Source organism: Urechidicola vernalis (assembly GCF_031846385.1).
Classification (GTDB): Bacteria; Bacteroidota; Bacteroidia; order Flavobacteriales; family Flavobacteriaceae; genus Urechidicola; species Urechidicola vernalis.
Genome location: NZ_JAVRHV010000007.1, coordinates 1 through 24,179, shown reverse-complemented (window position 1 = coordinate 24,179; position 24,179 = coordinate 1). Strand labels below are relative to the sequence as shown.

The 24,179-nt window shown below is 33.5% G+C and carries 20 protein-coding genes; 3 read left to right on the top strand and 17 right to left on the bottom strand.

Features of this window, described 5'->3' with window-relative positions:
* The 6 genes from RM519_RS12085 to RM519_RS12060 form a co-directional block, all read right to left on the bottom strand.
* Entirely contained in the window at positions 1-1,227 is a 1,227-nt protein-coding gene (locus RM519_RS12085; RefSeq protein ID WP_311594076.1) for a molybdopterin molybdotransferase MoeA, read from the bottom strand.
* The gene (moaA, locus tag RM519_RS12080; protein WP_311594075.1) at positions 1,228-2,220 is read right to left on the bottom strand and encodes a GTP 3',8-cyclase MoaA; all 993 of its coding nucleotides are present in this window, start codon (positions 2,218-2,220) and stop codon (positions 1,228-1,230) included.
* On the bottom strand, positions 2,217-3,461 hold the full coding sequence (locus tag RM519_RS12075) for a 3-deoxy-D-manno-octulosonic acid transferase (protein WP_311594074.1): 1,245 nt from the start codon (positions 3,459-3,461) through the stop codon (positions 2,217-2,219). The genes moaA and RM519_RS12075 overlap by 4 nt, the downstream gene beginning before the upstream one ends.
* An 82-nt stretch (positions 3,462-3,543) precedes the next feature.
* Positions 3,544-3,804, bottom strand: coding sequence for a 50S ribosomal protein L27 (gene rpmA / locus RM519_RS12070; RefSeq protein WP_311594073.1), 261 nt, complete (start codon positions 3,802-3,804; stop codon positions 3,544-3,546).
* 22 nt (positions 3,805-3,826) lie between these two features.
* The gene (rplU, locus tag RM519_RS12065) at positions 3,827-4,330 is read right to left on the bottom strand and encodes a 50S ribosomal protein L21 (RefSeq protein WP_311594072.1); all 504 of its coding nucleotides are present in this window, start codon (positions 4,328-4,330) and stop codon (positions 3,827-3,829) included.
* A gap of 130 nt (positions 4,331-4,460) precedes the next feature.
* Positions 4,461-5,342, bottom strand: coding sequence for a DMT family transporter (locus RM519_RS12060; protein ID WP_311594071.1), 882 nt, complete (start codon positions 5,340-5,342; stop codon positions 4,461-4,463).
* Between the two features lie 91 nt (positions 5,343-5,433).
* Between RM519_RS12060 and RM519_RS12055 the strand changes: the two genes are divergently transcribed.
* Positions 5,434-5,832: a heavy-metal-associated domain-containing protein gene (locus RM519_RS12055; protein WP_311594070.1), complete on the top strand. Its 399-nt coding sequence runs from the start codon at positions 5,434-5,436 to the stop codon at positions 5,830-5,832.
* 1 nt (position 5,833) lies between these two features.
* Here RM519_RS12055 and gldD read toward each other — a convergent pair whose 3' ends face one another.
* Genes gldD through mutY form a run of 4 tightly spaced genes read right to left on the bottom strand, consistent with a single transcriptional unit; the run spans position 5,834 to position 9,264 of the window.
* Positions 5,834-6,394, bottom strand: coding sequence for a gliding motility lipoprotein GldD (gene gldD / locus RM519_RS12050; RefSeq protein WP_311594069.1), 561 nt, complete (start codon positions 6,392-6,394; stop codon positions 5,834-5,836).
* Positions 6,384-7,730, bottom strand: a complete 1,347-nt coding sequence (gene gldE / locus RM519_RS12045; RefSeq protein ID WP_311594068.1) for a gliding motility-associated protein GldE — start codon at positions 7,728-7,730, stop codon at positions 6,384-6,386. Before gldE ends, gldD begins: the two co-directional genes overlap by 11 nt.
* Before the next feature lie 21 nt (positions 7,731-7,751).
* Positions 7,752-8,186: a single-stranded DNA-binding protein gene (locus RM519_RS12040; RefSeq protein WP_311594067.1), complete on the bottom strand. Its 435-nt coding sequence runs from the start codon at positions 8,184-8,186 to the stop codon at positions 7,752-7,754.
* Between the two features lie 13 nt (positions 8,187-8,199).
* A complete protein-coding gene (gene mutY / locus RM519_RS12035) occupies positions 8,200-9,264 on the bottom strand; it encodes an A/G-specific adenine glycosylase (RefSeq protein WP_311594066.1) in 1,065 nt (354 codons plus the stop codon).
* 131 nt (positions 9,265-9,395) lie between these two features.
* Here mutY and RM519_RS12030 point away from each other — a divergent pair, with 131 nt between their 5' ends.
* Both RM519_RS12030 and RM519_RS12025 read left to right on the top strand, forming a co-directional pair.
* Complete coding sequence (locus RM519_RS12030) at positions 9,396-9,686, top strand: HU family DNA-binding protein (RefSeq protein WP_311594065.1); 291 nt, start codon at positions 9,396-9,398, stop codon at positions 9,684-9,686.
* 276 nt (positions 9,687-9,962) lie between these two features.
* Positions 9,963-11,498, top strand: coding sequence for an Rne/Rng family ribonuclease (locus tag RM519_RS12025; protein WP_311594064.1), 1,536 nt, complete (start codon positions 9,963-9,965; stop codon positions 11,496-11,498).
* Between the two features lie 57 nt (positions 11,499-11,555).
* Here RM519_RS12025 and RM519_RS12020 read toward each other — a convergent pair whose 3' ends face one another.
* The 7 genes from RM519_RS12020 to RM519_RS11990 all read right to left on the bottom strand — a co-directional run.
* Positions 11,556-13,778: a patatin-like phospholipase family protein gene (locus RM519_RS12020; protein ID WP_311594063.1), complete on the bottom strand. Its 2,223-nt coding sequence runs from the start codon at positions 13,776-13,778 to the stop codon at positions 11,556-11,558.
* Positions 13,775-15,562, bottom strand: a complete 1,788-nt coding sequence (gene uvrC / locus RM519_RS12015) for an excinuclease ABC subunit UvrC (protein ID WP_311594062.1) — start codon at positions 15,560-15,562, stop codon at positions 13,775-13,777. The genes RM519_RS12020 and uvrC overlap by 4 nt, the downstream gene beginning before the upstream one ends.
* A gap of 125 nt (positions 15,563-15,687) precedes the next feature.
* Positions 15,688-16,359 carry a lipoprotein signal peptidase gene (locus tag RM519_RS12010; protein ID WP_311594061.1) on the bottom strand — a complete coding sequence of 224 codons (672 nt, stop codon included), beginning with the start codon at positions 16,357-16,359 and terminating at the stop codon, positions 15,688-15,690.
* Positions 16,360-16,378: 19 nt separating this feature from the next.
* Complete coding sequence (locus RM519_RS12005; RefSeq protein ID WP_311594060.1) at positions 16,379-16,756, bottom strand: TraR/DksA family transcriptional regulator; 378 nt, start codon at positions 16,754-16,756, stop codon at positions 16,379-16,381.
* A 5-nt stretch (positions 16,757-16,761) separates the two neighbouring features.
* Complete coding sequence (ileS, locus tag RM519_RS12000) at positions 16,762-20,166, bottom strand: isoleucine--tRNA ligase (RefSeq protein ID WP_311594059.1); 3,405 nt, start codon at positions 20,164-20,166, stop codon at positions 16,762-16,764.
* Between the two features lie 138 nt (positions 20,167-20,304).
* Complete coding sequence (locus RM519_RS11995) at positions 20,305-21,225, bottom strand: PorP/SprF family type IX secretion system membrane protein (RefSeq protein WP_311594058.1); 921 nt, start codon at positions 21,223-21,225, stop codon at positions 20,305-20,307.
* A 4-nt stretch (positions 21,226-21,229) separates the two neighbouring features.
* Positions 21,230-24,179, bottom strand: a 2,950-nt coding sequence (locus RM519_RS11990; RefSeq protein WP_311594057.1) for an Ig-like domain-containing protein, incomplete at its 5' end; no start/stop codon positions are given.

The window sequence follows — 24,179 nt, the reverse complement described above, 5'->3', positions numbered from 1 at the left end:
TTATCTATATTCTATTATCGGAAAAACTTCGTCTTTTTTAAACTCAACTCTATCATTTGGCAATTCAATAAATGCATCTGCTTCTACTAAAATTGCTAAATCTCCAGAGCCATTTCCTCTAATTGGTACTGCTACCAAATCACCATTCCTTTTCTCTAACTTCACTTGCAAAAAATAGGTTAATGAGGGTTTAAAGATCACATCCTCTCCTAGCAAAGCAAAAGTACGATTTTCAAAATCCAATTTCATTGACTTTTGATACCATGGCACAAAATACTTTAAACAACTTACAAAAGTAGAAATCGGGTTCCCAGGAAAAGCGAATACTATTTTATCGTTTCGATTATTTCGACTAGACCCAATAATCTTGTGCCCAAACCAAAATGGTTTTCCTGGGCGCTGTGCAACTTTATGAAATAATTTTTCAACTCTTAGCTCTTCTAAAATTTCTGGAATAAAATCGAATTTTCCTTTACTCACGGCTCCGCTAAATAATAGCACATCATAGTCGTTTAAAAAGTTTTCAATTTTTTCTTTTAACGCATTTTTATCATCAGCAATATGAGCCGAGTCTGCATCGATGTAATACTTTTTTAAAATCGATACAAGCGTATGCACATTGGAACGCCTAATTTGATAATCAGCCGGAGTTTCATTTACCTCTACCAACTCGTCACCAGTAGACACAATCATCACTTTTGGCTGCTTCGCAACTTTAACTGTCCATTTACCAACCGTTGCCAAAACACCTATTTCTGCAGAAGAAATAACTTTATTTTGAGGGATTATTAAATCTCCTTCTTTTTTATCTTTTCCTTGCTCGTGAATATTTTGAAAGAATCGAAGTTCTTTTATTTCAATTGTTGCAATGCCGTCAACAATTGAAACCTGTTCATATGGTATAACAACATCTGTGTTTTTTGGCAGCACCGCACCTGTCATAACCTCTATGCAGTTCTCATGGTTTTGCATAGAATGCGGCTTGCTTCCGGCTGGCTGAATTCCTTCAACTTTGAAAGTTCGTTTACCATTTTCAAATTCTGAAAACTGAATGGCAATTCCATCCATGCTAACTCTGTTAAACGGGGGGAAATCTCGATCTGCAACTATATTTTCTTTCAATACTCGCCCTAACGAATGAGAGAATGGCACTTCTTCAGTTCCATAATTTTGAGAATTATTTAAGATAAATTCTAATGCTTTATTCGATGTCGTAAGTTTATCCATTTATCCTCCAATTGTAGACATGCTTTCTGCTACTTTACTTTTTCTTTTTGCCTCAGCTACAAAACCATCTTTAGGCTTTTTGGCGATTGTATTTATAAATAATTCTTTTAAATCTTGATTGCTCGCACCGCTTCGTAGAAAATCACGAACGCTAAATACACCATCATCGAACAAACAATTTTTAAACATCCCTGTTGCGGTAACCCTAATTCGGTTACAATCATTACAAATTGTTCTTGTAAATGCAGGAATAATTCCAAAGGTTCCTTTGTAATCGCTAACTTGAAAATTTCTAGATGTAGAAGAAGGTTTGTCATTCAATTTTTCAATTGCATCGAATCCTGATGAAATCTGCCCCAAAATCTTTTCGAAACTCCAACATTCCATATTTGTTTTTTGCCCTGATCCGTTAAATGGCATTTCTTCTATAAATCGAACCGCTATATCTTTATCCTTTGTTAACTCTACAAAATCTACTAACTCATCGGTGTTAATTCCAGATTGAACAACAACATTCAATTTTAAATTGAGTTTACTGTTTTCAATTTGTTCCATTGCTTCAAATACACTCTCAAAAACATCTCGTCGAGTAATTTCGGCAAACTTCTTTTTGTTTAAACTATCTATACTTAAGTTGATGGATTTTACTTTTAATTGCTCTAATTCTTCAATATGATTCGCAATTAAAACTCCATTTGTAGTAAGATTCAATTCCTTTAATAAATCGTTGTGATTCATCATTTTTAAGAAATCCATAAAACCCCTGCGCACAAATGGCTCTCCTCCTGTCAACCTCACCTTGTCTACACCCAATTCACTCAGAACACGGGTAATTCGGTACATCTCTTTGTAAGTAAGCAACACTCCTTTTGGCGCAATTTTAATTCCTTCTGCGGGCATGCAATATTGACATCGCAGATTACAACGATCTGTAACTGCTAATCGCAAATAGGAAATCTTTCTACCAAAGTTATCTAACAAATGCTCGCTCATACCTCTACATTCTTACTTATATAATTCATCACCATTTCAGTAGCTCCTATATTGTTCTTTACGTAACTTGTACAAATATCACCAGTAGATTTTCTATAATCAATATCAGTTAATAATTTATTGAATTGTTCTTTCATCTGTTCAGTGTCTTTTACAACTAAACAACCCCTAGCTTCTACCAACTCTTTGGCTTCTCTAAATTTGTCGTATTGTGGCCCAATAATTACCGGAACACCAAATGTAGCGGGCTCTAAAACATTGTGTAAACCAGTAGCAAAGCCTCCTCCAACATAGGCAATATCAGCATAAGAATATATTTTAGTTAAAATACCAATAGTGTCAGCAATAAATACGGTTGCTGTAGACAAATCCGATTTTTCCATTTCCGAATATAATACAACGGTCTTGTTTATGCTATTTTTTAATTCTTCAATTCCTTTTGGGTTGATGTTATGTGGTGCAATTAGAAATTTAATATTTTCAACTGTAGATGCATTGATGTAATCTACCACCTTTTCTTCCCCATCTTTCCAGGTACTTCCAGCGACCAATAAAAGATTTTCGCCTTTAAACTCTTCAACAAACTTCAACGAATTATTCTGTGTTGTGATTTCCCAAACCCGATCGAATCGTGTGTCTCCGCTTACCGATACATTTTCAATATCAATTGAACTTAACAATTCTTTAGAATTTGAATCTTGAACAAAGAAATGATCAAACGTTTGCAATGACTTTCGCATCCAAGAACCATTCGCTTTAAAAAATGGTTGCCTTTTTCTAAAAATCCCCGAAACCAAAATGGTCTTTATACCTCTATTTTTTAATTCCTTTAAGTAATTTGGCCAGAATTCATACTTCACAAAAATGGCCAACTCAGGATGTACTAAATTCAAGAATTTATGAACATTGTATTTTGAGTCTAGTGGTAAATAGCAAATGATATCTGCAGCTTCATAATTCTTCCTCACCTCAAAACCAGAGGGAGAAAAGAAAGAAAGTACAATTTTGTGGTTTGGAAATTGTGTTTTTAATTTTTCTATAATTGGACGGCCTTGTTCAAATTCTCCGAGCGAAGCACAATGAATCCAAATTGTTTTATCTGAATTAGAAATATCTCTTTCTAATTGTTGAAATATCGATTTTCTACCATCAACAAACAACTTCAATTTTTTATTGAATAACGCAATAATCTGAAGAAAAAATCCAGCTACCGAGACAGATAAATTGTATAAAAAATACATAGACACCAAAGGTAACAAAACCCCATAAAAAAAACTCCTTTAAATGAATAAAGGAGTTTTAAGTGTTTTTATCAGTTTGTTCTTAAGCCTCGAAAGGAACTATAGAAACATATGATTTATTATCTCTCTTCTTAGTAAATTTTACTAAGCCATCAACCTTTGCGTGTAATGTATGGTCTTTACCCATATATACATTTTCACCTGGGTTGTGAGTTGTTCCTCTTTGACGGATGATAATGTTACCAGCGATCGCTGCTTGCCCACCAAATATTTTTACTCCTAATCGTTTCGATTCTGATTCTCTACCATTCTTCGAACTTCCGACTCCTTTTTTATGTGCCATTATTTTACGATTTTAGTGTTAATTAACTTAATGCTGCAATTAAATCAGCCTTCTTCATAGAAGAAATTCCTGTAATTCCTTTTGCTTTTGCTAAATCTTTCAATTCAGCAACAGTCATTTTGCTAAAGTCTTGTGCTTCTTCTGCTACTGCAGGTGCTTCAACTTTCGCTTCTTTTTTAGGTGCGGCTGCTTTTTTTGCTGGTGCTTTTTTAGCTCCTTTTGCTGCAATACCTTCAATTTGGATTTCAGTTAAAGACTGTCTGTGACCGTTCTTTACTTTATATCCTTTTCTACGTTTTTTCTTAAAAACGATTACCTTATCACCTTTTAAGTGATTTAAGATTTTGGCAGTCACTGCTGCTCCTTCTATAGCCGGGGCGCCAACAGTAATGTCTCCGTTATCTACTAATAAAACATTGTCAAAAGTTACTTTTGAACCTGTTTCACCTTGTAAACGGTGTACGAATACTTTTTGGTCTTTTGCTACTTTAAATTGCTGCCCTGCTATCTCTACAATTGCGTACATACGATTAAATTTAAATTTCGCTTTGTTAAAATATACTTTCACCTACTATTTAGGCGGGTGCAAATATAGTGGTTTTTAACTAATGAACAAATATTTTAATCGAATAAATACACGGCTAAACACCTGCTATTCAATTACCTCTTTTCTTGTTTGCCAAATACACCCCAAAAAGAATAATTGCCCCACCAACGATTTGAATAAAACCAATTCTTTCTCCGTCTAACACCCCCCAAATTATAGCCACAATAGTCATAACATAAGTCACAGAAGATGCAAATACTGGTGATGATATTTGAACAAGATTATTAAAAAACACTTTAGCCAAGGCTGTCCCGAAAATGGACAAAATTAAAACATAGCCAATTGAACTATAAATACCATCAACTTGAAGTGTTGAAGAATCAAAAAAACCGGAGAAAATCAAAATCAAAAACGCTGGAATAACAATTGGAATAAAATTACCTGTAGCAATAGCTAAGGGTTTTTCGTTTTGCAAATACCTTTTAATTAAGTTCACATTAATTCCATACATAACACTAGCCAAAATGATAAAACCTGCATACAAATAGTTTTGATTGGGGTTTAAATCTGCACCTGCTGCAATTAAAATAGCAGTACCAACAAATCCAATTATAACTCCGAAAAATTGCCTACGTGTTGCACCAATTTTAAAAACTGACAGTCCAATTAAAATCGTATTCAAGGGCGTTAGAGAATTTAATATCGATACTACAGCACTGTCTACCTCGGTTTCAGCAAAGGCAAATAAAAATGCTGGAAAAAAGGTGCCAATAAATCCAGAAAGCACAATCCATTTATAATTAGACTTGTGAAGTGTTTTTAAAGATTTATACCCAACTGAAAAAAGAAATACCCCGGTAAAAACAACTCGTAATGCACCTAACTGCACTGGAGATAAACCGACAAGTCCTTTTTTAATTAATATAAATGAACTGCCCCATATTAACGATAGTATTGTTAAAATTAACCATTTATTCTGACTCAAATTCATTGAATTATTTTTTATTCAAATGCAAAAGTCGGTTAAATAATTCGGAATATTTGACATTAGATTGTAATTTTGCAACCTAATAATTTAAGTCATGAAACTTTTGAGAATCTACATATTCGCTTTTATCTCTATCATTATATTTGCTTGTAATACACAAACTACTTCCAATAAAAAGGTTGACAAATCAAATTCAGAAAATCGGGTTGCAAAAATTGAAAATGTAGAAGTTACCATTGAAGGAATGACTTGTGAAATTGGCTGTGCAAAACTAATAGAATCTAAAACTCATAAACTGGAAGGAATAATTTATGCCAATGTAAGTTTTGAACAAGGTTTAGGGCAATTTACAGTTAACACCAATAAAATTTCTATTGAGGATATTGAAAAACACATCAACGGAATTGCTGGAGGAGAGTTATACAAAGTAACCTCTACAAGTGTTGTTGATGAATTTACCTTAATAGAAGAGATTAAGGAAGAAACGGAATAATCTAATTTTTCCATTCTACACTCTCCACCAAATTTCGAATGTCTTTTTCTATGTATTTTATGGCAGGCAAAATAGAATCATAATTAGGTTTTACATTAAAATACAAACTTCCGTATAGTACATTTTTAACACTATCCGTTACGTGAAATTGTAAATTGGAAGCAACATCGCCTTCAACATTCATAATTTTTCCGAACACCTTTTTCACATCATTTTCATAAGGAATTGCATACGGTATATTGTCTGCCTTTATAGTATGTTCATACGTCAATTTCTCAACTTCTTTAAGTATAGCGTTCAAATCATCTTCTACCTCACGATAGGTTATATGCATTGTCGCATTTAGTGTTGGATAATGAATTTGCGCCCAACAATTTTCCGTGAATTCTATTTGTGAATTTTGAGAAATCTCAATTACATATGGGCAACCACTTGTTACTCTTTGGTAGGAATTTTCAGGATATTCTAATCTTAACTGCGCCTTTGGCTTTGGTAAAACATCCTCAGAACAAGAAGCAAATAAAGTAACCAATGCAAATACTAACACTACTCTAATTCTCATCCAATTTTCTATTTATCGTTACCTTAATTCGTTTCACTCTACGCTTATCCATCGCCTCAATTTTAAACGATAATTGTCTAAACTTTATTACTTCTTTTACTTTTGGAAACTTCCCTGAAACTTCTAAAATAAATCCCGCTAATGTTTCCGTCTCCCCTTTTTCTTCTTCAAACAACTCCTCTTCTATACCAATTACCTTAGAAAAATCTTTTATTGAGGTTTTACCCTCAAACACATAATTGTTAGCATCTAGTTTAGAATATGAAAGGTCATCATCATCAAATTCATCCGTAATATCTCCAACAATTTCTTCAATTATATCTTCCAAGGTTACAATTCCACTTGTGCCTCCATATTCATCTACTACCACGGCAAGATGAATCTTTTTTTCTTGAAACTCTTTTAAAAGATCATCTAGTTTTTTGTTTTCAGGAACAAAAATCACTTCTCTTAATAAAGATTGCCATTTAAAGTTTTTCTTATCTAAATGCAATAGTAAATCCTTGGCATAAAGTACTCCTACAATTTCATCAATACTCTCATGATAAACTGGATTTCTAGAAAAACCATGCTTTACAATTTCGGAAACAACTTTTTCAAAACTTTCGGTGTCAGAAATGGCAAAAACATCGATTCTTGGCTTCATTATTTGAATGGTCTCAGTATTTCCAAAACTTACAATACCTTCTAATATTTTTTGCTCATCCTCTGTCGTGGCATTATCAGAGGTCAACTCCAATGCCTGTGATAGAGTTTCAACCGAAAACTTTGAGTTTTTTTGCCCCAATCTTCTTTCTATTAAATTAGTCATTTTCATTAATGGCAAACTAATCGGTGTAAAAACAACACTTAACCCTTTAATTGGGACAACCATAAAAGATGCAAACTTTAGTGAATTTCTATTTGCATATACTTTTGGCAAAACCTCGCCAAACAATAAAATTAAAAAAGTGATCAGCACTACCTCTAATATGAATCTGACGGAAAGATTGAAAAAATATAAATCAATACTATAATTTAAATTTCGGAATAAATCTTCACTCAAATAAGCGAAAATTAAAACGATTAAAATATTGACAAAATTATTTGTCACTAAAATAGTCGCTAACAATTTTTTGGGCTTCTCCAAGAAAGTTACCACTTGCTTCTGACGTTTAGATTTTGACTCCTTTGCCTTTTCTAATTCCGTTTGAGATAAAGAAAAAAATGCTACTTCGGCACCAGAAATAAATGCCGAACAAACTAACAAAATTAATATACTTGCTAATTTCAAAATAAAAATTCCCGTAAAAATCGTTTCTGGTATAAGTTGTAAACTCGCGGGTTCCGGATCCAATTACTTCAGTTTTGGTTAATGCTAAAATGGCAAATCATCATTCTCCGTTTCGGTAGAACTTGTATTTTGTACAGGAGCAGCACTCTTGTCAGCAGGCTGCGCTGGTTTCGAACCTAACTCTCGTTTTGTAGAAAGAAAAGTCATGTCTACAACATGAATTTCTGTGGAATAGCGTTTAACTCCTTCAGCCTCCCACTGACGGGTTTTTATTCTTCCTTCGCAATATACTTTATCTCCTTTCGTAAGGTATTTTTCACAAATTTCGGCTAATTTATTTCTCACTACAAGGTTGTGCCACTCGGTCGTGGTAACTTTTTCACCAGTCTGCTTATTGGTATAAGATTCGTTAGTTGCAATAGGAAAACGACCAATTGAATTTTTGTCATCAAAATAATGCATTTTTACTTCGTCTCCTAAATGTCCAATTAACATTACCTTATTTAAAGTTCCAGCCATAATTTATTCTTTGCTATTCAAAAATACTAAAAATTGTGCTTCGTTTCAATTCTTCTACAAAATTATGAATTAATATAGGAACAGGGTAATCATCAATAGAATTCCAATGAACACCATTAGACATTTCCCCGTCTAATTCAACAACCCAAAAAGTGCAAAATAAATGCTGATGTGATAGTTTGTGAACAATCTCATCATTGTTAAACTTTGTCAATTCAATTTGTTTTCCGTTCAAAACATCAGTAAAAAAAAGATCACTCAACAAATCAGCCTTTTCAATTTTTGATTCTGATTCAATTAACTTAAATTCATACAAGTTTTGCCAAATACCTTTACCTACTCTCTTCTTTAAAATCGTTTTTTTATCAGAAGAAATAAGAGCTACATAATTAAGGTGTCTTTTTTTTATTTTTATTTTCTTTTCTTTAATCGGTAGTAATTTTACTTTCTTTTTTTGAAGCGATACACAACTCTCATTTAAGGGACAAATACTACAATCTGGATTTTGAGGCTTGCACATTCTTGCGCCAAACTCCATTATTGCCTGATTGTGCATAGCCGCATTTTTAGAATCTATTAATTCTTGGGCCAATAACTTAAATTCCTTTATCCCTTTTGTGGAATTTATTGGGGTTTCAATTGCAAAATAACGGGCCAATACACGATATACATTCCCATCCACCACCGCAGTCGATTCATTAAAACAGATGGAAGCAATTGCAGAAGCTGTATAATCTCCTACACCTTTTAACTTTATAATTTCTGAGTAGGTATTGGGAAATTCACCTTTACATTCATCTACAATATATTTTGCTGAGAAATGCAAATTCCTAGCTCTTGAGTAGTACCCGAGTCCTTGCCAAAGATTAAGCACCTCTTCTTCTGAGCTGTTTGCTAAATCCTGAACGGTAGGAAAAGTCTCTATAAATTTAAAATAATAGGCCATTCCTTGGTCAACTCGCGTTTGTTGCAATATGATTTCGGACAACCAAATGAAATACGGATTTGTAGTGTTTCGCCAAGGTAAATCTCGCTTATGCAATAAGTACCATTGTGTGAGAATATTAGAAAATTTCATTGCTTAAAATCAGGGTCCAAAGATACATTAATTATCTGCTCAAATTTTAATTCCATAACCTTTTGAAGTTGAATTTATTGTCATATATTTGCATCCTCAAATTAGAACCCAAATAAAAAATTATATTTAAAATGACAAAAGCAGATATCGTATCAAAAATTTCAGAGAAATCAGGTATTGAAAAGGGAGATGTTTTGGCAGCAGTTGAGGCATTTATGGACGAAGTTAAAGATTCATTAGAAGGTGGAGAGAATGTTTACTTAAGAGGATTTGGCAGTTTCATTATTAAAGAAAGAGCTGAAAAGACTGGTAGAAATATTTCAAAAAATACAACTATAAAAATTCCTGCTCACAATATACCTGCATTTAAACCTGCTAAAGTATTTGTAGAAGGAGTAAAAACAAAAGTGGCAATAAAATAATTATTGCTTTTTTAAAAACTTAAACACCGTATAATTATGCCAAGTGGTAAAAAAAGAAAAAGAGCTAAGATCTCTACGCACAAGCGTAAGAAGAGAGCAAGAGCTAACAGACACAAGAAGAAAAAGTAAGTTTAACTTACTTTTTCTTTTGTAAAAAGATACGTTCTTTGAAAAAGAAACATGGTTTATTCATGTTTCAACAGGTTAAAAACCTGTGTAATTTATTAACCCATCGATTTGTTCTTAAAACAATAAATCGATCAAAAACAATTCAGAGTGAAAACAGAATTAATTATTAGATCCAGTTCCTCTGATATTGACTTTGCCTTATTAAAAGAGGGGAGGCTTATTGAATTAAACAAGGAGACAAATGACAACAAAATTTCAGTTGGTGATATTTTTCTAGCAAAAATTGGAAAAACATTAACTGGTTTAAACGCTGCTTTTGTAAATGTAAATTATGCCAAAGATGGCTTTTTACATTATCATGATTTAGGAGCGCAATTGTTATCCTTAGCTAAATTCATTAAAGGAGTTAACACAGGCAAACAAAAAGATTTCACTTTAAAAAATTTCCATTTCGAAAAAGACATCGATAAAAATGGAAATATTAATGATGTACTTAAAACAGGACAAGAATTATTGGTTCAAATAGTAAAAGAACCAATTTCTACCAAAGGACCTCGACTTAATTCCGAGTTGTCAATTGCAGGTAGATACTTAGTTTTAGTCCCTTTTTCAAATAGGATATCTGTATCTCAAAAGATAGATGACCCAAAGGAAAAAGAAAGATTAAAACGATTAATTAAAAGTATTAAACCTAAAAATTTTGGAGTTATTGTTAGAACTGTTGCTCAAGACAAAAAAGTAGCAGACTTAGACAAAGACCTTCAAAATTCTTTAGAAAGATGGGTAGGCATGTGCAAACAAATTAAAAGAGCCAAGCCGCCTACAAAAGTTTTAAGTGAATTAAACAGAGCATCTTCAATTTTAAGAGATGTTTTTAATGATTCTTTCAGCAACATAATTGTTGATGATGAAGCACTATTCTTTGAAATAAAAGATTATATCCAAGAAATTGCTCCAGCAAAAGAATCTATAGTGAAACTCCACAATTCAAGTGTTCCAATTTTTGAAAAATATGGCATAGAACGCCAAATTAAAACAGCTTTTGGAAAAACTGTTTCTATGAGCAGAGGTGCTTATTTAGTTATTGAACATACCGAAGCATTACATGTTATTGATGTAAATAGCGGTAATCGTTCTAACAAAGCTAAATCACAAGCCGAAACTGCGTTAGAGGTGAACTTAATTGCTGCAAGTGAAATTGCACGTCAATTACAGTTGCGCGACATGGGAGGAATTATTGTTGTTGATTTTATCGATATGCACAGAGCAGAGGATAGACAAAAATTGTACGATCATATGAAAAAAGAAATGAATTTCGATCGTACCAAACACAAAATTCTACCTCCAAGTAAATTTGGACTGGTGCAAATTACTCGACAAAGAGTAAGACCGGAAATGATTATTAAAACGCGCGAACCGAATCCGAATAAAAACGGAGAAGTAGAAGCACCAATTGTTTTAATTGACAAAATTGAAAACGAACTTGATAAAATTATTAATTTAAAGAATTATAAAAAAGTGACACTGAATGTGCACCCATTTATAGCTTCGTATTTAAAGCAAGGATACCCTTCTATACAAGCTAAATGGTTCTTTAAATACAAAAAGTGGATTAAAATTTTGCCTCGTGATGCTTACCAATATTTACAATATCATTTTGATAGAGTAAATGGAAGTAAATAAAAGGCTCACAATATCAAAGTAAAAACCCATTGCAATAGCAATGGGTTTTTTTATGTCTTAGAACCAGTATCCTAAATTAAAGTACCAAAAACTTTCATCGGTATCTGGCGAATATGTAAGATTTAATTCTACCGGACCAATAATGGAGTCTACTCCATAACCCAGATTAAATCCAACTTTGGTATTTTCAAATATTCGTCCTTCATTAAGCAAGTCATCTTCTACTCTGGCAACACTTGCCGCTCCTAATAAATAATTGTTTTTAAACAATTCGTATCTAGTTTCAATAGTTGATAATAAAAATCCGCTATCTGATAGAGTGGCAAATTCATAACCATAAAACGGAAGGAATGTATTGATATAATTCTCTCCTAATCCTCCTAAGTGATAGTCCAAAATTTCATTTTCATTATTACCAATGGTAACTCCAGCTTCCGTAATAAAATGTAGTGTTAATTTATCAAAAAAAGTATGTGCATAACCAAATTTCCCTTTCAATTGAGAGAACGACTCAAAATTATTATTATAATCGTTAGAAAATAAATACCACCTAAAATCTATATCTAGATTTAAACCGCTTTTTTGAAAATATTTTTTATCGTAAGTGTCTAACTTTAGATAAGAAATAAAGTTGTAGTAATTAGATTTGTCAAAATAATTGCGGTCTTCATCTTCATTTGATGTGGTCGAAGGTACAAATGTTTCCGTATACGCTCTTATATTCTTGTGCTCTGCACCTATTCCAACCGCAAATGATCTATTTATTACTGATTGAAAATAAATTTGGTTCGTAAAATCACGATATTTTAGGTCTATTTTATTAACCACACTAGGAATCCAATCAACTTGAACATCTGCTTTGAATGTATTGTATCTAGAATTCAATCCAAAACTCCAATTAGATCCATTATCTATAAAATAATCGAAATTATATCTGATATTATCTCCTAAAATCAAATCAGCCGAAATAACATCATTTTTAGTTAAGGCATGTTTGGTCGTAATATTTGCAAGCACAGCAGATTTGTATAAGTCGTCATAATGAATAGCAAACTTTGCGTGTGTGGGAATTTCATTCTGTTTCAATTTCAATTCAACTCGAACTCCCTTTTCTTCCTCGATAAGTTTATATTGAATATTTGTAAAATTTCCAGTTGCCGACAATTGATTTATTCCATCAAGTATATCTGAATACGAGATTGTCTTACCTACTTCCAACTTCATTTTAGCCATTACATATTTATTCGTGTAATCTAAATTTCCCTCAATGTCTATTGCCGAAATATTAAATTCTTTTTGTCTTTTGGTCAATTCAAATGGAGGTCTTTTCTCTTTTTGAGCCTCTGCAATTTCCAAAAGATCTTGCATTCTTGTTCTAGCAATAGCTTCCCCTAAATTAAAAATCGTATCGTATTTGTCAAATGAAGTTACATCGTACCCTCGCATATCAGGATTTAAATGCACATCTGTACTTTTTACTTGATCTTCATAATTTGAATACACTTGAAAGTTTACAATTTGATTTATTATTTTTAAAATGGAATTTAAGTCCTCTTTCTTATCGAAGTTATTACTTAAACTAACGCCAATAATAACATCTGCCCCCATCTTTTTTACTTCATTAACCGGAAAATTATTTACAACACCCCCATCTATTAAAAGCCTCCCATCTCTTTCTACTGGCTCTAATAATGTTGGGAATGCTCCACTAGCCTGAACCGCAGTGGGTAAGAATCCATCTCTAATCACAACCGGTTCCCCCGTTTCAATATCAGTTGCAATACAAACAAAAGGAATAGGTAATTTGTTAAAATCAGATACTGTATCAACATGATCCAACAATTCAGTTAGAAGATTTAATACATTTTGTCCTTTAGATATAGCCTTCGGTAATTCAATCTTCTTCTTCTTTATAGGCAATACTAATACATGGTTTTCTCCACTTTGCTTTTCATAAAACGGTTTAGCTCTTCTTGGGATTTCATCGAGCATAATTTTCTCGAAATCTACCGATCTTATAATGGAATCTATATCTTTTGATGAATAACCCGAAGCGTACAACGAACCAATAATTGCTCCCATACTTGTACCTCCAACAAAATCAACTCGAATTCCGGCCTCTTCTAGCACCTTAATAACACCTACATGGGCAAAACCTTTAGCGCCCCCACCAGACAAAACCAAACCTACTTTTATGTCATCTTTATCCGATCTTTCCCATTGAGCATGCAACCCAATTGATAGAAATAAGAGTACTATTAAAGCAGTTTTCTTTTTCATTTATGGTAATAATTAAACAATTTTTTAGCCCTAGACTCACCTATAACATCTGTCAATTCTGTCAAGGTAGCACTCGTTACTCTTTTTGTTGATCTAAAATGCTGCAACAAAGTAACTATTGTTTGCCGTCCAATTCCTGGTATTTGTTCTAACTCTGTTTGAATAGCAGTTTTACTACGCTTGTTTCGGTGATGTGTAATCCCGAATCTGTGCGCTTCATTTCGTAATTGTTGAACAATTTTTAACGACTCTGACTTTTTATCCAAATATAATGGAATTGGATCGTTCGGATAATAAATCTCCTCTAGCCTCTTAGCAATACCAATAATAGCAATTTTATTCCTTAAACCCAGCACATCTAAACTTTTTAAAGCGGAAGAAAGTTGACCTTTTCCTCCATCGATAACGATTAATTGAGGTAAATCTTGCCCTTCTTCAACTAATCTTCTATATCGTCTAAAAACAACTTCTTCCATAGAAGCAAAATCATCTGGCCCCTCAACGGTTTTAATATTAAAATGCCTGTATTCCTTCTTACTTGGTTTTCCATTTCTAAACACTACACAGGCTGCAACCGGATGCGTTCCTTGAATATTTGAATTGTCAAAACATTCTATATGTCTAGGCTCATCTGCCAATCGCAAATCAATTTTCATTTGTGCCATTATGCGGTTAACATGCCTGTCTGGATCAACTATCTTAATCTGTTTAAATTGTTCTTGCCTAAAATACTTTGCATTTCTTAAGGATAAATCTACAATACGCTTTTTATCGCCAAGTTTAGGAACCGTTACTTTAATATCAGCCCCTACTTCAACTTCAAATGGCACATATATTTCTCTAGATAAAGAATTAAAACGTTGCCTAATTTCAATAATTGACAATTCCAACAACTCTTTATCCGTTTCATCTAACTTCTTTTTAATTTCTGAAGTATGCGATTGAATGATAGCCCCATTCATAATTTTTAAAAAATTGATATAGGCATAACTTTCATCAGTTACAATAGAGAACACATCTACATTGTTAATAGATGGGTTTACAACAGTCGATTTTGCTTGATAATTAGCAAGCAGTGCTACTTTCTCCTTAATTTTCTGCGCCTGCTCAAATTCCATATTTGCAGCAAAACCTTTCATTAAATCGTTTAAAGATTGAAGAGATTCTTTAAAGTTTCCTCGAATTATTTGACGGATTTCTCTAATGCTGTTGTTATAATCTTCCTCTTCTTGCAAGTCTTCACACGGGGCTTTACAATTGCCAATATGGTACTCTAAGCATTTTTTATACTTGCCTTCCTCAACATTTTTCTCACTTAAAAAATAATTACATGTTCTTAGTTGATACAATTCTTTTATCAATTCTATAAGGGCTCTTATGGTTCTTACCGATGTATAGGGACCAAAGTATTCAGAGCCGTCCTTTATTACATTTCTGGTTAAGAATAGGCGTGGGAATCGTTCTTTTTTAATGCAAATCCAAGGATACGTTTTATCATCCTTCAACATCACATTATAACGCGGCTGGTATTTTTTGATTAGATTATTCTCAAGAAGTAAAGCATCCGTTTCGGTATCAACAACAATGTGCTTTATGCTTTTTATTTTTTTAACCAGGACTCGTGTTTTACCACTATCATGGTTTTTATTAAAGTAAGATGAAACGCGTTTCTTTAAATTTTTTGCCTTTCCAACATATAGAATTTTCTCATCCTTATCGTAGTATTGATATACTCCAGGTTTTTGAGGTAGTACTTTTATTTGTAATTCTAAATTGGTTGGCATAGAACGAAGTTACTAAAAATCCGAGCTATGAGCACAAACAAAACAGGATTCAATGTTAAGAAAAATCTTAAAATTGAATCCTGTTCTTTATAATAAATCCTTGCAGATTAAAACAACATGAAAATTTAACCAAATAGTTTCTGTAATAAACTTTTATCCGCTGCTCTTTCCTCACTTGTGTTTTCCCACTCTTCTTTTGGAAAAACTCGTTTATTAAACACAATTAAAATTCCAACACCACAAGAAATAGCAAAGTCTGCGACATTAAAAATAGCATTGAAAAAAGTGAATGTATCTCCTCCCACAAAAGGAATCCAAGTTGGAAACATTCCATTTTTAATTATTGGAAAATAGAACATATCCACTACTTTACCATAGAAGAGACCTTCGTAATTATTCTCTGCAAACAATACGGCTAAATTCCCTGTTCTAGGATCTGAGGCGTCAAATAACAATCCATAAAATACGGAATCTATAATGTTACCCATGGCTCCTGCAAAAATTAAAGCAATAGCAAATAGAAGAAGTTTTGGTGCATGCTTCTTTACCGAACTCCACAACCAATAACCAATTCCGAAAATGGCCACCAATCTAAACAATGTTAAAAATAATTTCCCTGTTTTTCCGCCAAACTCGGTACCCCAAGCCATTCCATTATTTTCTACAAACTGAATTCTTGCCCAATCCAATCCTAAAATTGGAAGATCTTCTCCTAAGAAAAAGTGCGTTTTTACATAAATTTTAGAGATTTGATCAATCAATAAAATAATGAAAATAACAGCGATATATTTTTTCAATACAAAGGTGTATAAATGATTATTGCATCTTTTTAGCCTCGATGCTTAACGTAGCATGAGGAACTAATTTTAAACGCTCTTTCTGAATTAATTTACCCGTTACACGGCAAATACCATATGTTTTATTTTCAATACGTAATAAAGCATTATTTAAGTCGCGAATAAATTTTTCCTGACGAATTGCCAACTGTACGTTCGCTTCTTTACTCATTGTTTCTGAGCCTTCTTCAAAAGCCTTAAATGTTGGTGAAGTATCTTCTGTTCCGTTATTTCTATCGTTTTTAAATGTACCTCTTAAAATGTCCAAGTCTTCTTGTGCATGTGCAATTTTAGCCTGAATTATTTCTTTAAATTCTTCTAAATCTGCGTCCGAATATTTAGTAGGGATTTCACTCATGTTTTCTAAATTTTTTCAATTAATATTTTGGTTTCAACATTGTCAAAAGCAACTTCAACTCCTTCTTCAATTACATCTACAAATTGCAATAAATCTGTTAGTGTTTCATTTTTAATGTAAGATTCATTCGTCTTAACAGCCTCCTCTAAAATAGTATTACGTTGAATACTTAATTTTATTTTATCTGTCACTTCTAAACCTGAATCTTTACGTAAATTTTGAACTCTATTAATTAACTCTCTAGCATTCCCTTCTTTACGCAGTTCTTCTGAAATTGTAACATCTAGCGCAACGGTTAAACCTGCCTGATTGGCTACTAACCAACCCTCAATGTCTTGCGATGAAATTTCAACTTCATCTACGGACAAGTTTACAAAATTATCATTAATTTTTATAGCGATTTCACCCTCTTTTTCTATTTTGTTAATATCTTCTTGACTGAACTTTTGAATCTCCGATCCAACCAATCTCATATCTTTTCCAAACTTTGGTCCAAGAACTTTAAAGTTCGGCTTGATATTTTTAACTAGAATGTTTGAAGCATCATCTAACAACTCTATTTCTTTTACATTTACTTCAGAAATTATTAAATCCTGAACCGCTATAATATCCTCTCTATCTTGATTATCTAGAACAGGAATCATAACACGTTGTAATGGCTGACGTACTTTAATCATCTCCTTCTTTCTTAACGACAATACCATAGAAGATATTTTCTGAGCCTTTTGCATTTTTCGCTCCAAATCCTTATCAACCAATGCCTCATTAAATGTTGGGAATACATCTAAGTGAATAGACTCTTCTCCTTTATCCGTAACAGCAACTAAATCTTTATACAAAGCGTCCATAAAGAATGGTGCTACAGGCGAACCTAATTTAGCAACGGTTAACATACAAGTGTATAAGGTCTGATATGCAGAAATCTTGTCTTGTTGATAATCTCCTTTCCAAAAACGTCTTCTGCTTAAACGCACAAACCAGTTACTTAAATTCTCAGTAACAAAATATTGAATTAAACGGGTTGCTTTTGTCGGTTCAAAATCATCAAATGCATCCTGAACTTTTCTTATCAATGTGTTCAATTCGGATAAAATCCAACGGTCTATTTCTGGCCTATCTTCAATTGCTAATTCTTCTTCAGAATAATTAAAACTATCTAAGTTGGCATATAAACTAAAGAATGAATACGTGTTGTAAAGTGTTCCGAAAAACTTACGACGTACTTCATCAATTCCATCAACATCAAACTTTAAGTTATCCCAAGGATTTGCATTTGAAATCATGTACCAGCGTGTAGCATCCGGGCCATATTTCTCCATTGTTACAAAAGGATCTACAGCATTTCCTAAACGCTTCGACATTTTCTTCCCTTCTTTGTCTAATACCAATCCGTTTGACACAACATTTTTGTATGCCTTAGAATCGAATACCATACTACCAATTGCATGTAAAGTATAGAACCAACCTCTGGTTTGATCCACTCCTTCTGCAATAAAGTTTGCTGGAAAGAACTCATTATCATCAATCAATTCCTTGTTTTCAAAAGGGTAATGCCATTGTGCATAAGGCATTGAACCAGAATCGAACCAAACGTCAATTAAATCAGATTCACGTTTCATCGGTTTTCCAGAAGCAGAAACTAAGGTAATTTGATCTACAATATTTTTATGTAAATCTAACTTCGCATAGTTTTCTTCACTCATATCTCCAACAACAAAATCTGCATAGATATCGCTTTCTAAAACGCCTGACTCTATGGCTTTTTGCATTTCAGTCTTCAACTCCTCAACAGATCCAATGATTAATTCTTCAGTTCCATCTTCAGTTCTCCAAATTGGTAATGGAATACCCCAATAGCGTGAACGAGATAAATTCCAGTCGTTTGCATTCTTTAACCAGTTTCCAAATCGTCCTTCTCCAGTTGATTTTGGTTTCCAGTTAATTTCTTCGTTTAACTCGAACATCCTATCTCGCTTTTCGGTAACCTTGATAAACCAAGAGTCTAATGGATAATATAAAATAGGCTTATCAGTTCTCCAACAATGTGGATAACTATGCTTGTATTTTTCAACGTGAAATGCCTTATTCTCTTCTTTTAATTTGATAGCCAATTCAACATCTATTGATCTATCTGGCGCTTCACCATCCGTGTAATATTCGTTCTTTACATACTTTCCACCAAATTCACCCATATGATGTGTGAATTTCCCTTGTAAATCAACTAAAGGAACTGGATTCTCATTTTCATCTAATACTAACATTGGCGGTACTTCTGGCTCTGCTTGTTTTGCAACCAAGGCATCATCTGCACCAAAAGTAGGTGCCGTATGTACAATACCTGTACCGTCTTCGGTAGTGACAAAATCACCTGCAATTACTCTAAACGCATTTTCAGGGTTTTGATATGGTAAAGCATATGGCAATAATTGTTCATATCTCGCTTCTAATACATCCGCTCCCTTAAATTCAGCAGCAATGAAATATGGAATTTTCTTATCATTTTCTTTATAATCGCTTAAATCTTCTAACGATTCAACGCTAAAGAATTTTTTCGAGAATTGTTTTCCAACTAAAGCTTTTGCTAAAATTACCTGAATTGGTCTATGTGTATATTGATTAAAAGATTGCACTAATACATAATCAATCTTTTTTCCAACCGTTAAGGCTGTATTCGATGGTAAGGTCCAAGGAGTAGTTGTCCAAGCCAAGAAATGAATATCGTCTTCAAATTTTTGCAAGAATGCTGGCAACGATTCTTTTATCGCCTTAAACTGTGCAACTAAAGTTGTATCTGTAACATCTTGATATGCACCTGGCTGATTAATTTCATGTGAACTTAATCCAGTACCTGCCTTAGGAGAATACGGTTGAATAGTATATCCCTTATACATTAAATCTTTGCTGTATAATTGTTTTAGCAACCACCAAACAGATTCCATATATTTTGGCTTATAGGTAACATAAGGGTCGTTCATATCTACCCAATGTCCCATTTGTTTGGTTAAGTTCTCCCAAACATCGGTATATTTCATTACCGCTTTTCTACATGCATCGTTATAATCTTCAACAGAGATTTTTGTACCAATATCTTCTTTAGTAATTCCCAATTCCTTTTCAACGCCCAATTCAATTGGTAATCCATGCGTATCCCAACCAGCTTTTCGCTTTACTTGGTATCCCTGTAATGTTTTATATCGACAAAAAATATCTTTAATAGCACGCCCCATAACGTGGTGAATTCCAGGAAGCCCATTTGCAGACGGAGGCCCTTCAAAAAACACGTATGGTTCTTTTCCTTCGCGCGAAGTTATACTCTTTTGAAAAATGTCGTTTTTTTCCCAAAAATTAAGGGTTTCTTTTGCAACATTTGTTAGGTTCAATCCTTTATATTCTCTGAATTTTGTGCTCATTCTTTGCCTTAGATACAATTAGGCTGCGAATTTACGGTTTTTCTAGAATATATAAGGTTTAGGAAATGGTAAAATTAAAGCAGTAAATCTATTCTATTCTTCGAAGAATCAACCTCTAACTAACTATATAATAATTCCTTAAAAAAACCTTTGTGAGTTTGTGGTATTCTTTCTGAATTCCAATCCGTATAAGAAAAAGACTTCGTGTGAACCTGAATTGTAGGCGCTAAAATTAGAAAGCGTATGATCATAAGCATAGCCTAATCGCATATTCTTTCCTAATACAAAGTTAAATAACCCCGACACAGAACTATCTACGCGCCAAGCAACTCCCAATTCAAATATTTCATAAAACAATAAGTTTCCAGCAACATCTATGGAAATTGGCGTATTGGCTGTACCCTTCATCATAACAGAAGGCCTCACTTTTATATCTTGTGAAACATCAAACACATAACCACTATTAAAAAAGAAATGCATTTCTTCTGAAGCCTCAGAAACAAAACCATTCTCTTTCTCGAAATGACGAGACTTGATTATGTTGGGCATAGAAAATCCTGCGTAAAACTTCTCTGTGTAATAAAACAATCCAGCTCCAAAATTAGGATAGGTTTGGTTTAAATTATCACGATCTATTAAAGGGTCTCCTTCTAAATCTAAACTCAAAGACAAGAAGTCTATCTTTTGAAAAGTAGCGCCTAACTTTGCCCCAAAAGCCAGTTTACCCGTTTCAGAAGTGTTAATGGTATAGGTGTAATCTGCATAAATACTTTCTTCTTTTACCGGACCAATTATATCCGACAACAAGGTAACCCCTAAGCCCATTCTATCTGCAATCGGTCCACTTGCCGCTACAGAAATAGTTCTTGGTGCCCCATCCAATCCATTCCATTGTGTTCGCCCCATCATAGACATACTCAACGAGGTTCTTGACCCCGTATAGGCAGGGTTAATCACACTCATATTATACATATACTGCGTAAACTGAACATCTTGTTGGCTATATCCAATTAAAGATAACAATACAAACACGCTTAATATTAAAATCTTCTTGTTCATGCTTTTATTTGCTTAAATATATCCAACCAGAATAAGGCTCTCTAATTCCATCATTAAAAAATACCGTATAGAAATAAGTTCCTGTTGGTAATACTTCTCTGGCACCTAAATTCCGCTTTCCTTGTGAAGTTCCATCCCAACCTGGTTGAGGAGTATTACTACCACCTGTATGGCTATATTCATACAAGCGATCGCCCCATCTATTAAAGATCTCAACACTAAAGTTAGGATACAGTTCTTCAATAAACACCTCCCCGTTATAACTGTGGATTCGTAATACATCATTCTGTCCATCGCCGTTTGGTGAGAAGCCAAAACCTTTGTTGTTACTTCCTGGTTCGTTTGGTAAAACGAATGTAGTTGGCAATAACACCTCAATACTTACCGTTGCAGTTGCCGAGTTATTAGGATCATTCACATCTGTTATGGTGTACGTAAATTCATCAAAACCATAGAACCTATCATTTGGTGTATACTCTACAAAATCATCAGAAGTATCAGTTAAAGTATTATTATCATTAATTGATAAAACCCCATTAGAAGGATTTGTAAAAGCTATTAATCCATCGCTTGGAACAAATTCATCATTGTCCAAAATAAATATATCTATCGGTGTTTCATATTCCGTTACTACTTGATCATTAGAAAGTATAATGTTTGGGATTATTAATATGGAAACCATTGCTGTTCCGCAGTTACCGTTATTGTCACAAACTGTATACGTAAATGAATCATTACCATAAAGCCCGTCATTTGGCGTATAGCTAACATAATCATCTGATATATCATTCGCAGTTCCATTATCCACTATTTCTGCAACGCCTAAATTAGGTGCTGACAACGAAAGAGTTCCAATTACTGGAATATCATTATCATTTCCAAATATTGAAATATCTATAGATGAATTCTCATTCGTTTCGGCAATATCATCAATTACATCTAAAATTGGATTAACTGTAATATTTACCATCGCAGAAGTACAATATTCTCCTTGATCGCAAACCGTATACATGAAACTATCTGAACCATTGAAATCCACATTTGGCTTGTATACAAAATAATCATCTCTTTGATCATCAATTGTACCATTGTTCATTAACTCCACCACTCCACTCGTTGGGTCTTCAAATGAAATTCGACCCGTTTGAGGAATGTCTAAATCATTTTGAAGCATGAAAATATCAACTATACCATCTTCATCCACTTCAATTTCATCATCATTCGCACCCGCATATGCAACTAAAATTGTTACGGTACCTGTTTCGCAATAAGATGGATTGTCTACATCACAAACTGTATATTCTAACATGTCCTCTCCTACAAAATCAGTATTTGGTGTATATGTAAACAAATCATCACTTGGGTTATTTGGAGTTCCTCGGTCATCATAAACTAACACTCCATTTCCAGGATTTGTAAATACAATAGATCCGTCATGCGGAATATCATTATCATTTTCAAATAAAGGTAATGGATTAATGGTATTTGTTTTAATTAAATAGAAATCATCCTCAACGTCCAATTTAGGTTTTATTGAAATTAAAACTTCTGTAGAATAGCAATCACCTGATTCACAAACTTCATAACTAAATAGATCTAATCCATTATAATCTTCTACTGGAGTATAAGTAAATACATCATCTAGAATTGTTGGTGTATTATTTGTATCGATATCTACAACTCCACCAACTGGTGGTATAACAGTTATAGTTGTGGTATTAGAAATATCATTATCATTCCCTAAAATATCAATTATTTCTGGCGTATCCTCATTTGTAAAAATGATATCATTTTTAACATCAATCACAGGGGTTACCGTCACCCTAACTATTGCTGTGCTTGTGTCACCGTCACTATCAGTAATAGTATAATCAAAACTATCTGTACCGTTAAAATCTAACGCTGGCGTATAATCTATCTTATCATCTGATGGATCGTCTGGTGTACCATTACTATTAACACTAATATCACTACCATTTGGTGTAGTACTAATTCCAATTATTATTGACCCTAAATTTTGACCATCACCTCCAAAATCGTCATTACTCGTTACGTCTATAACAGTTATTCCACTGTCCTCAATTACAGTAGCACTGTCATCTTCTGCCATTGGTAAATCGTTTACGGCATCTAAGTATAAATACACTGGTGTTGTTGATGTATCTCCATCACTATCCGTTATTGTATATTCAAAACTATCATTTCCAAAATAGTTGGCCATTGGTGTATAATCTATACCATCATCTGTTGGGTCTGTTGGAGTACCATTATCATTTACGGCTATTACACCACCCGCAGAACTTGTACCGCTTGCAATAGTAATTGGAGTTGAACTCGGACCATCTCCACCAAAGTCATCATTCTCTGTTACATTTATAGTAGTTAATGGAGCATCTTCTACGGTTAATAAAAAGTCAATTTCTGCTATTGGCAAGTCATTAATTGCGTTCACCGTTATATAAACTGTTGCAATACTTACATCTCCATTACCATCGGTAATTGCATAATTAAATTCGTCTAACCCATTATAATTTGGTGCTGGAGAATACAATATCGTATCATCTGTTGGATCATTTGGTGTCCCGTTGTCATCTACCGTTATCAATCCATCATTACTCGTTGGATTCACCTGACCGGTATCATCTTGACCTGTCACAGAACCTTCTGGTAATGTAATACCTCCCGTATTTGGTCCATCTCCTCCAAAGTCGTCATTCACTAATACATTGATTCTAGTATCCATACTATCCTCATCAACTGTAAGCGTATCATCTACAGCCGTCGGTAAATCATTCACAGGAATCACTTCTATTAAAACTGTAGCTCTGCTAGTATCTCCATTTGCATCTTCAATCTCATATTCAAAACTATCTAATCCATGATAGTTTACAAAAGGGGTATAATCAATTCCATCATCTGTTGGGTTATCTGGAGTACCATTGTCATTTACAGCG

Excerpts from the sequence above, each read along its gene's own strand:
- RM519_RS12085 (WP_311594076.1), bottom strand. The coding sequence starts at position 1,227 with ATGGATAAACTTACGACATCGAATAAAGCATTAGAATTTATCTTAAAT.
- moaA (WP_311594075.1), bottom strand. The coding sequence starts at position 2,220 with ATGAGCGAGCATTTGTTAGATAACTTTGGTAGAAAGATTTCCTATTTG.
- RM519_RS12075 (WP_311594074.1), bottom strand. The coding sequence starts at position 3,461 with ATGTATTTTTTATACAATTTATCTGTCTCGGTAGCTGGATTTTTTCTT.
- rpmA (WP_311594073.1), bottom strand. The coding sequence starts at position 3,804 with ATGGCACATAAAAAAGGAGTCGGAAGTTCGAAGAATGGTAGAGAATCA.
- rplU (WP_311594072.1), bottom strand. The coding sequence starts at position 4,330 with ATGTACGCAATTGTAGAGATAGCAGGGCAGCAATTTAAAGTAGCAAAA.
- RM519_RS12060 (WP_311594071.1), bottom strand. The coding sequence starts at position 5,342 with ATGAATTTGAGTCAGAATAAATGGTTAATTTTAACAATACTATCGTTA.
- RM519_RS12055 (WP_311594070.1), top strand. The coding sequence starts at position 5,434 with ATGAAACTTTTGAGAATCTACATATTCGCTTTTATCTCTATCATTATA.
- gldD (WP_311594069.1), bottom strand. The coding sequence starts at position 6,394 with ATGAGAATTAGAGTAGTGTTAGTATTTGCATTGGTTACTTTATTTGCT.
- RM519_RS12040 (WP_311594067.1), bottom strand. The coding sequence starts at position 8,186 with ATGGCTGGAACTTTAAATAAGGTAATGTTAATTGGACATTTAGGAGAC.
- mutY (WP_311594066.1), bottom strand. The coding sequence starts at position 9,264 with ATGAAATTTTCTAATATTCTCACACAATGGTACTTATTGCATAAGCGA.
- RM519_RS12030 (WP_311594065.1), top strand. The coding sequence starts at position 9,396 with ATGACAAAAGCAGATATCGTATCAAAAATTTCAGAGAAATCAGGTATT.
- RM519_RS12020 (WP_311594063.1), bottom strand. The coding sequence starts at position 13,778 with ATGAAAAAGAAAACTGCTTTAATAGTACTCTTATTTCTATCAATTGGG.
- uvrC (WP_311594062.1), bottom strand. The coding sequence starts at position 15,562 with ATGCCAACCAATTTAGAATTACAAATAAAAGTACTACCTCAAAAACCT.
- RM519_RS12005 (WP_311594060.1), bottom strand. The coding sequence starts at position 16,756 with ATGAGTGAAATCCCTACTAAATATTCGGACGCAGATTTAGAAGAATTT.
- ileS (WP_311594059.1), bottom strand. The coding sequence starts at position 20,166 with ATGAGCACAAAATTCAGAGAATATAAAGGATTGAACCTAACAAATGTT.
- RM519_RS11995 (WP_311594058.1), bottom strand. The coding sequence starts at position 21,225 with ATGAACAAGAAGATTTTAATATTAAGCGTGTTTGTATTGTTATCTTTA.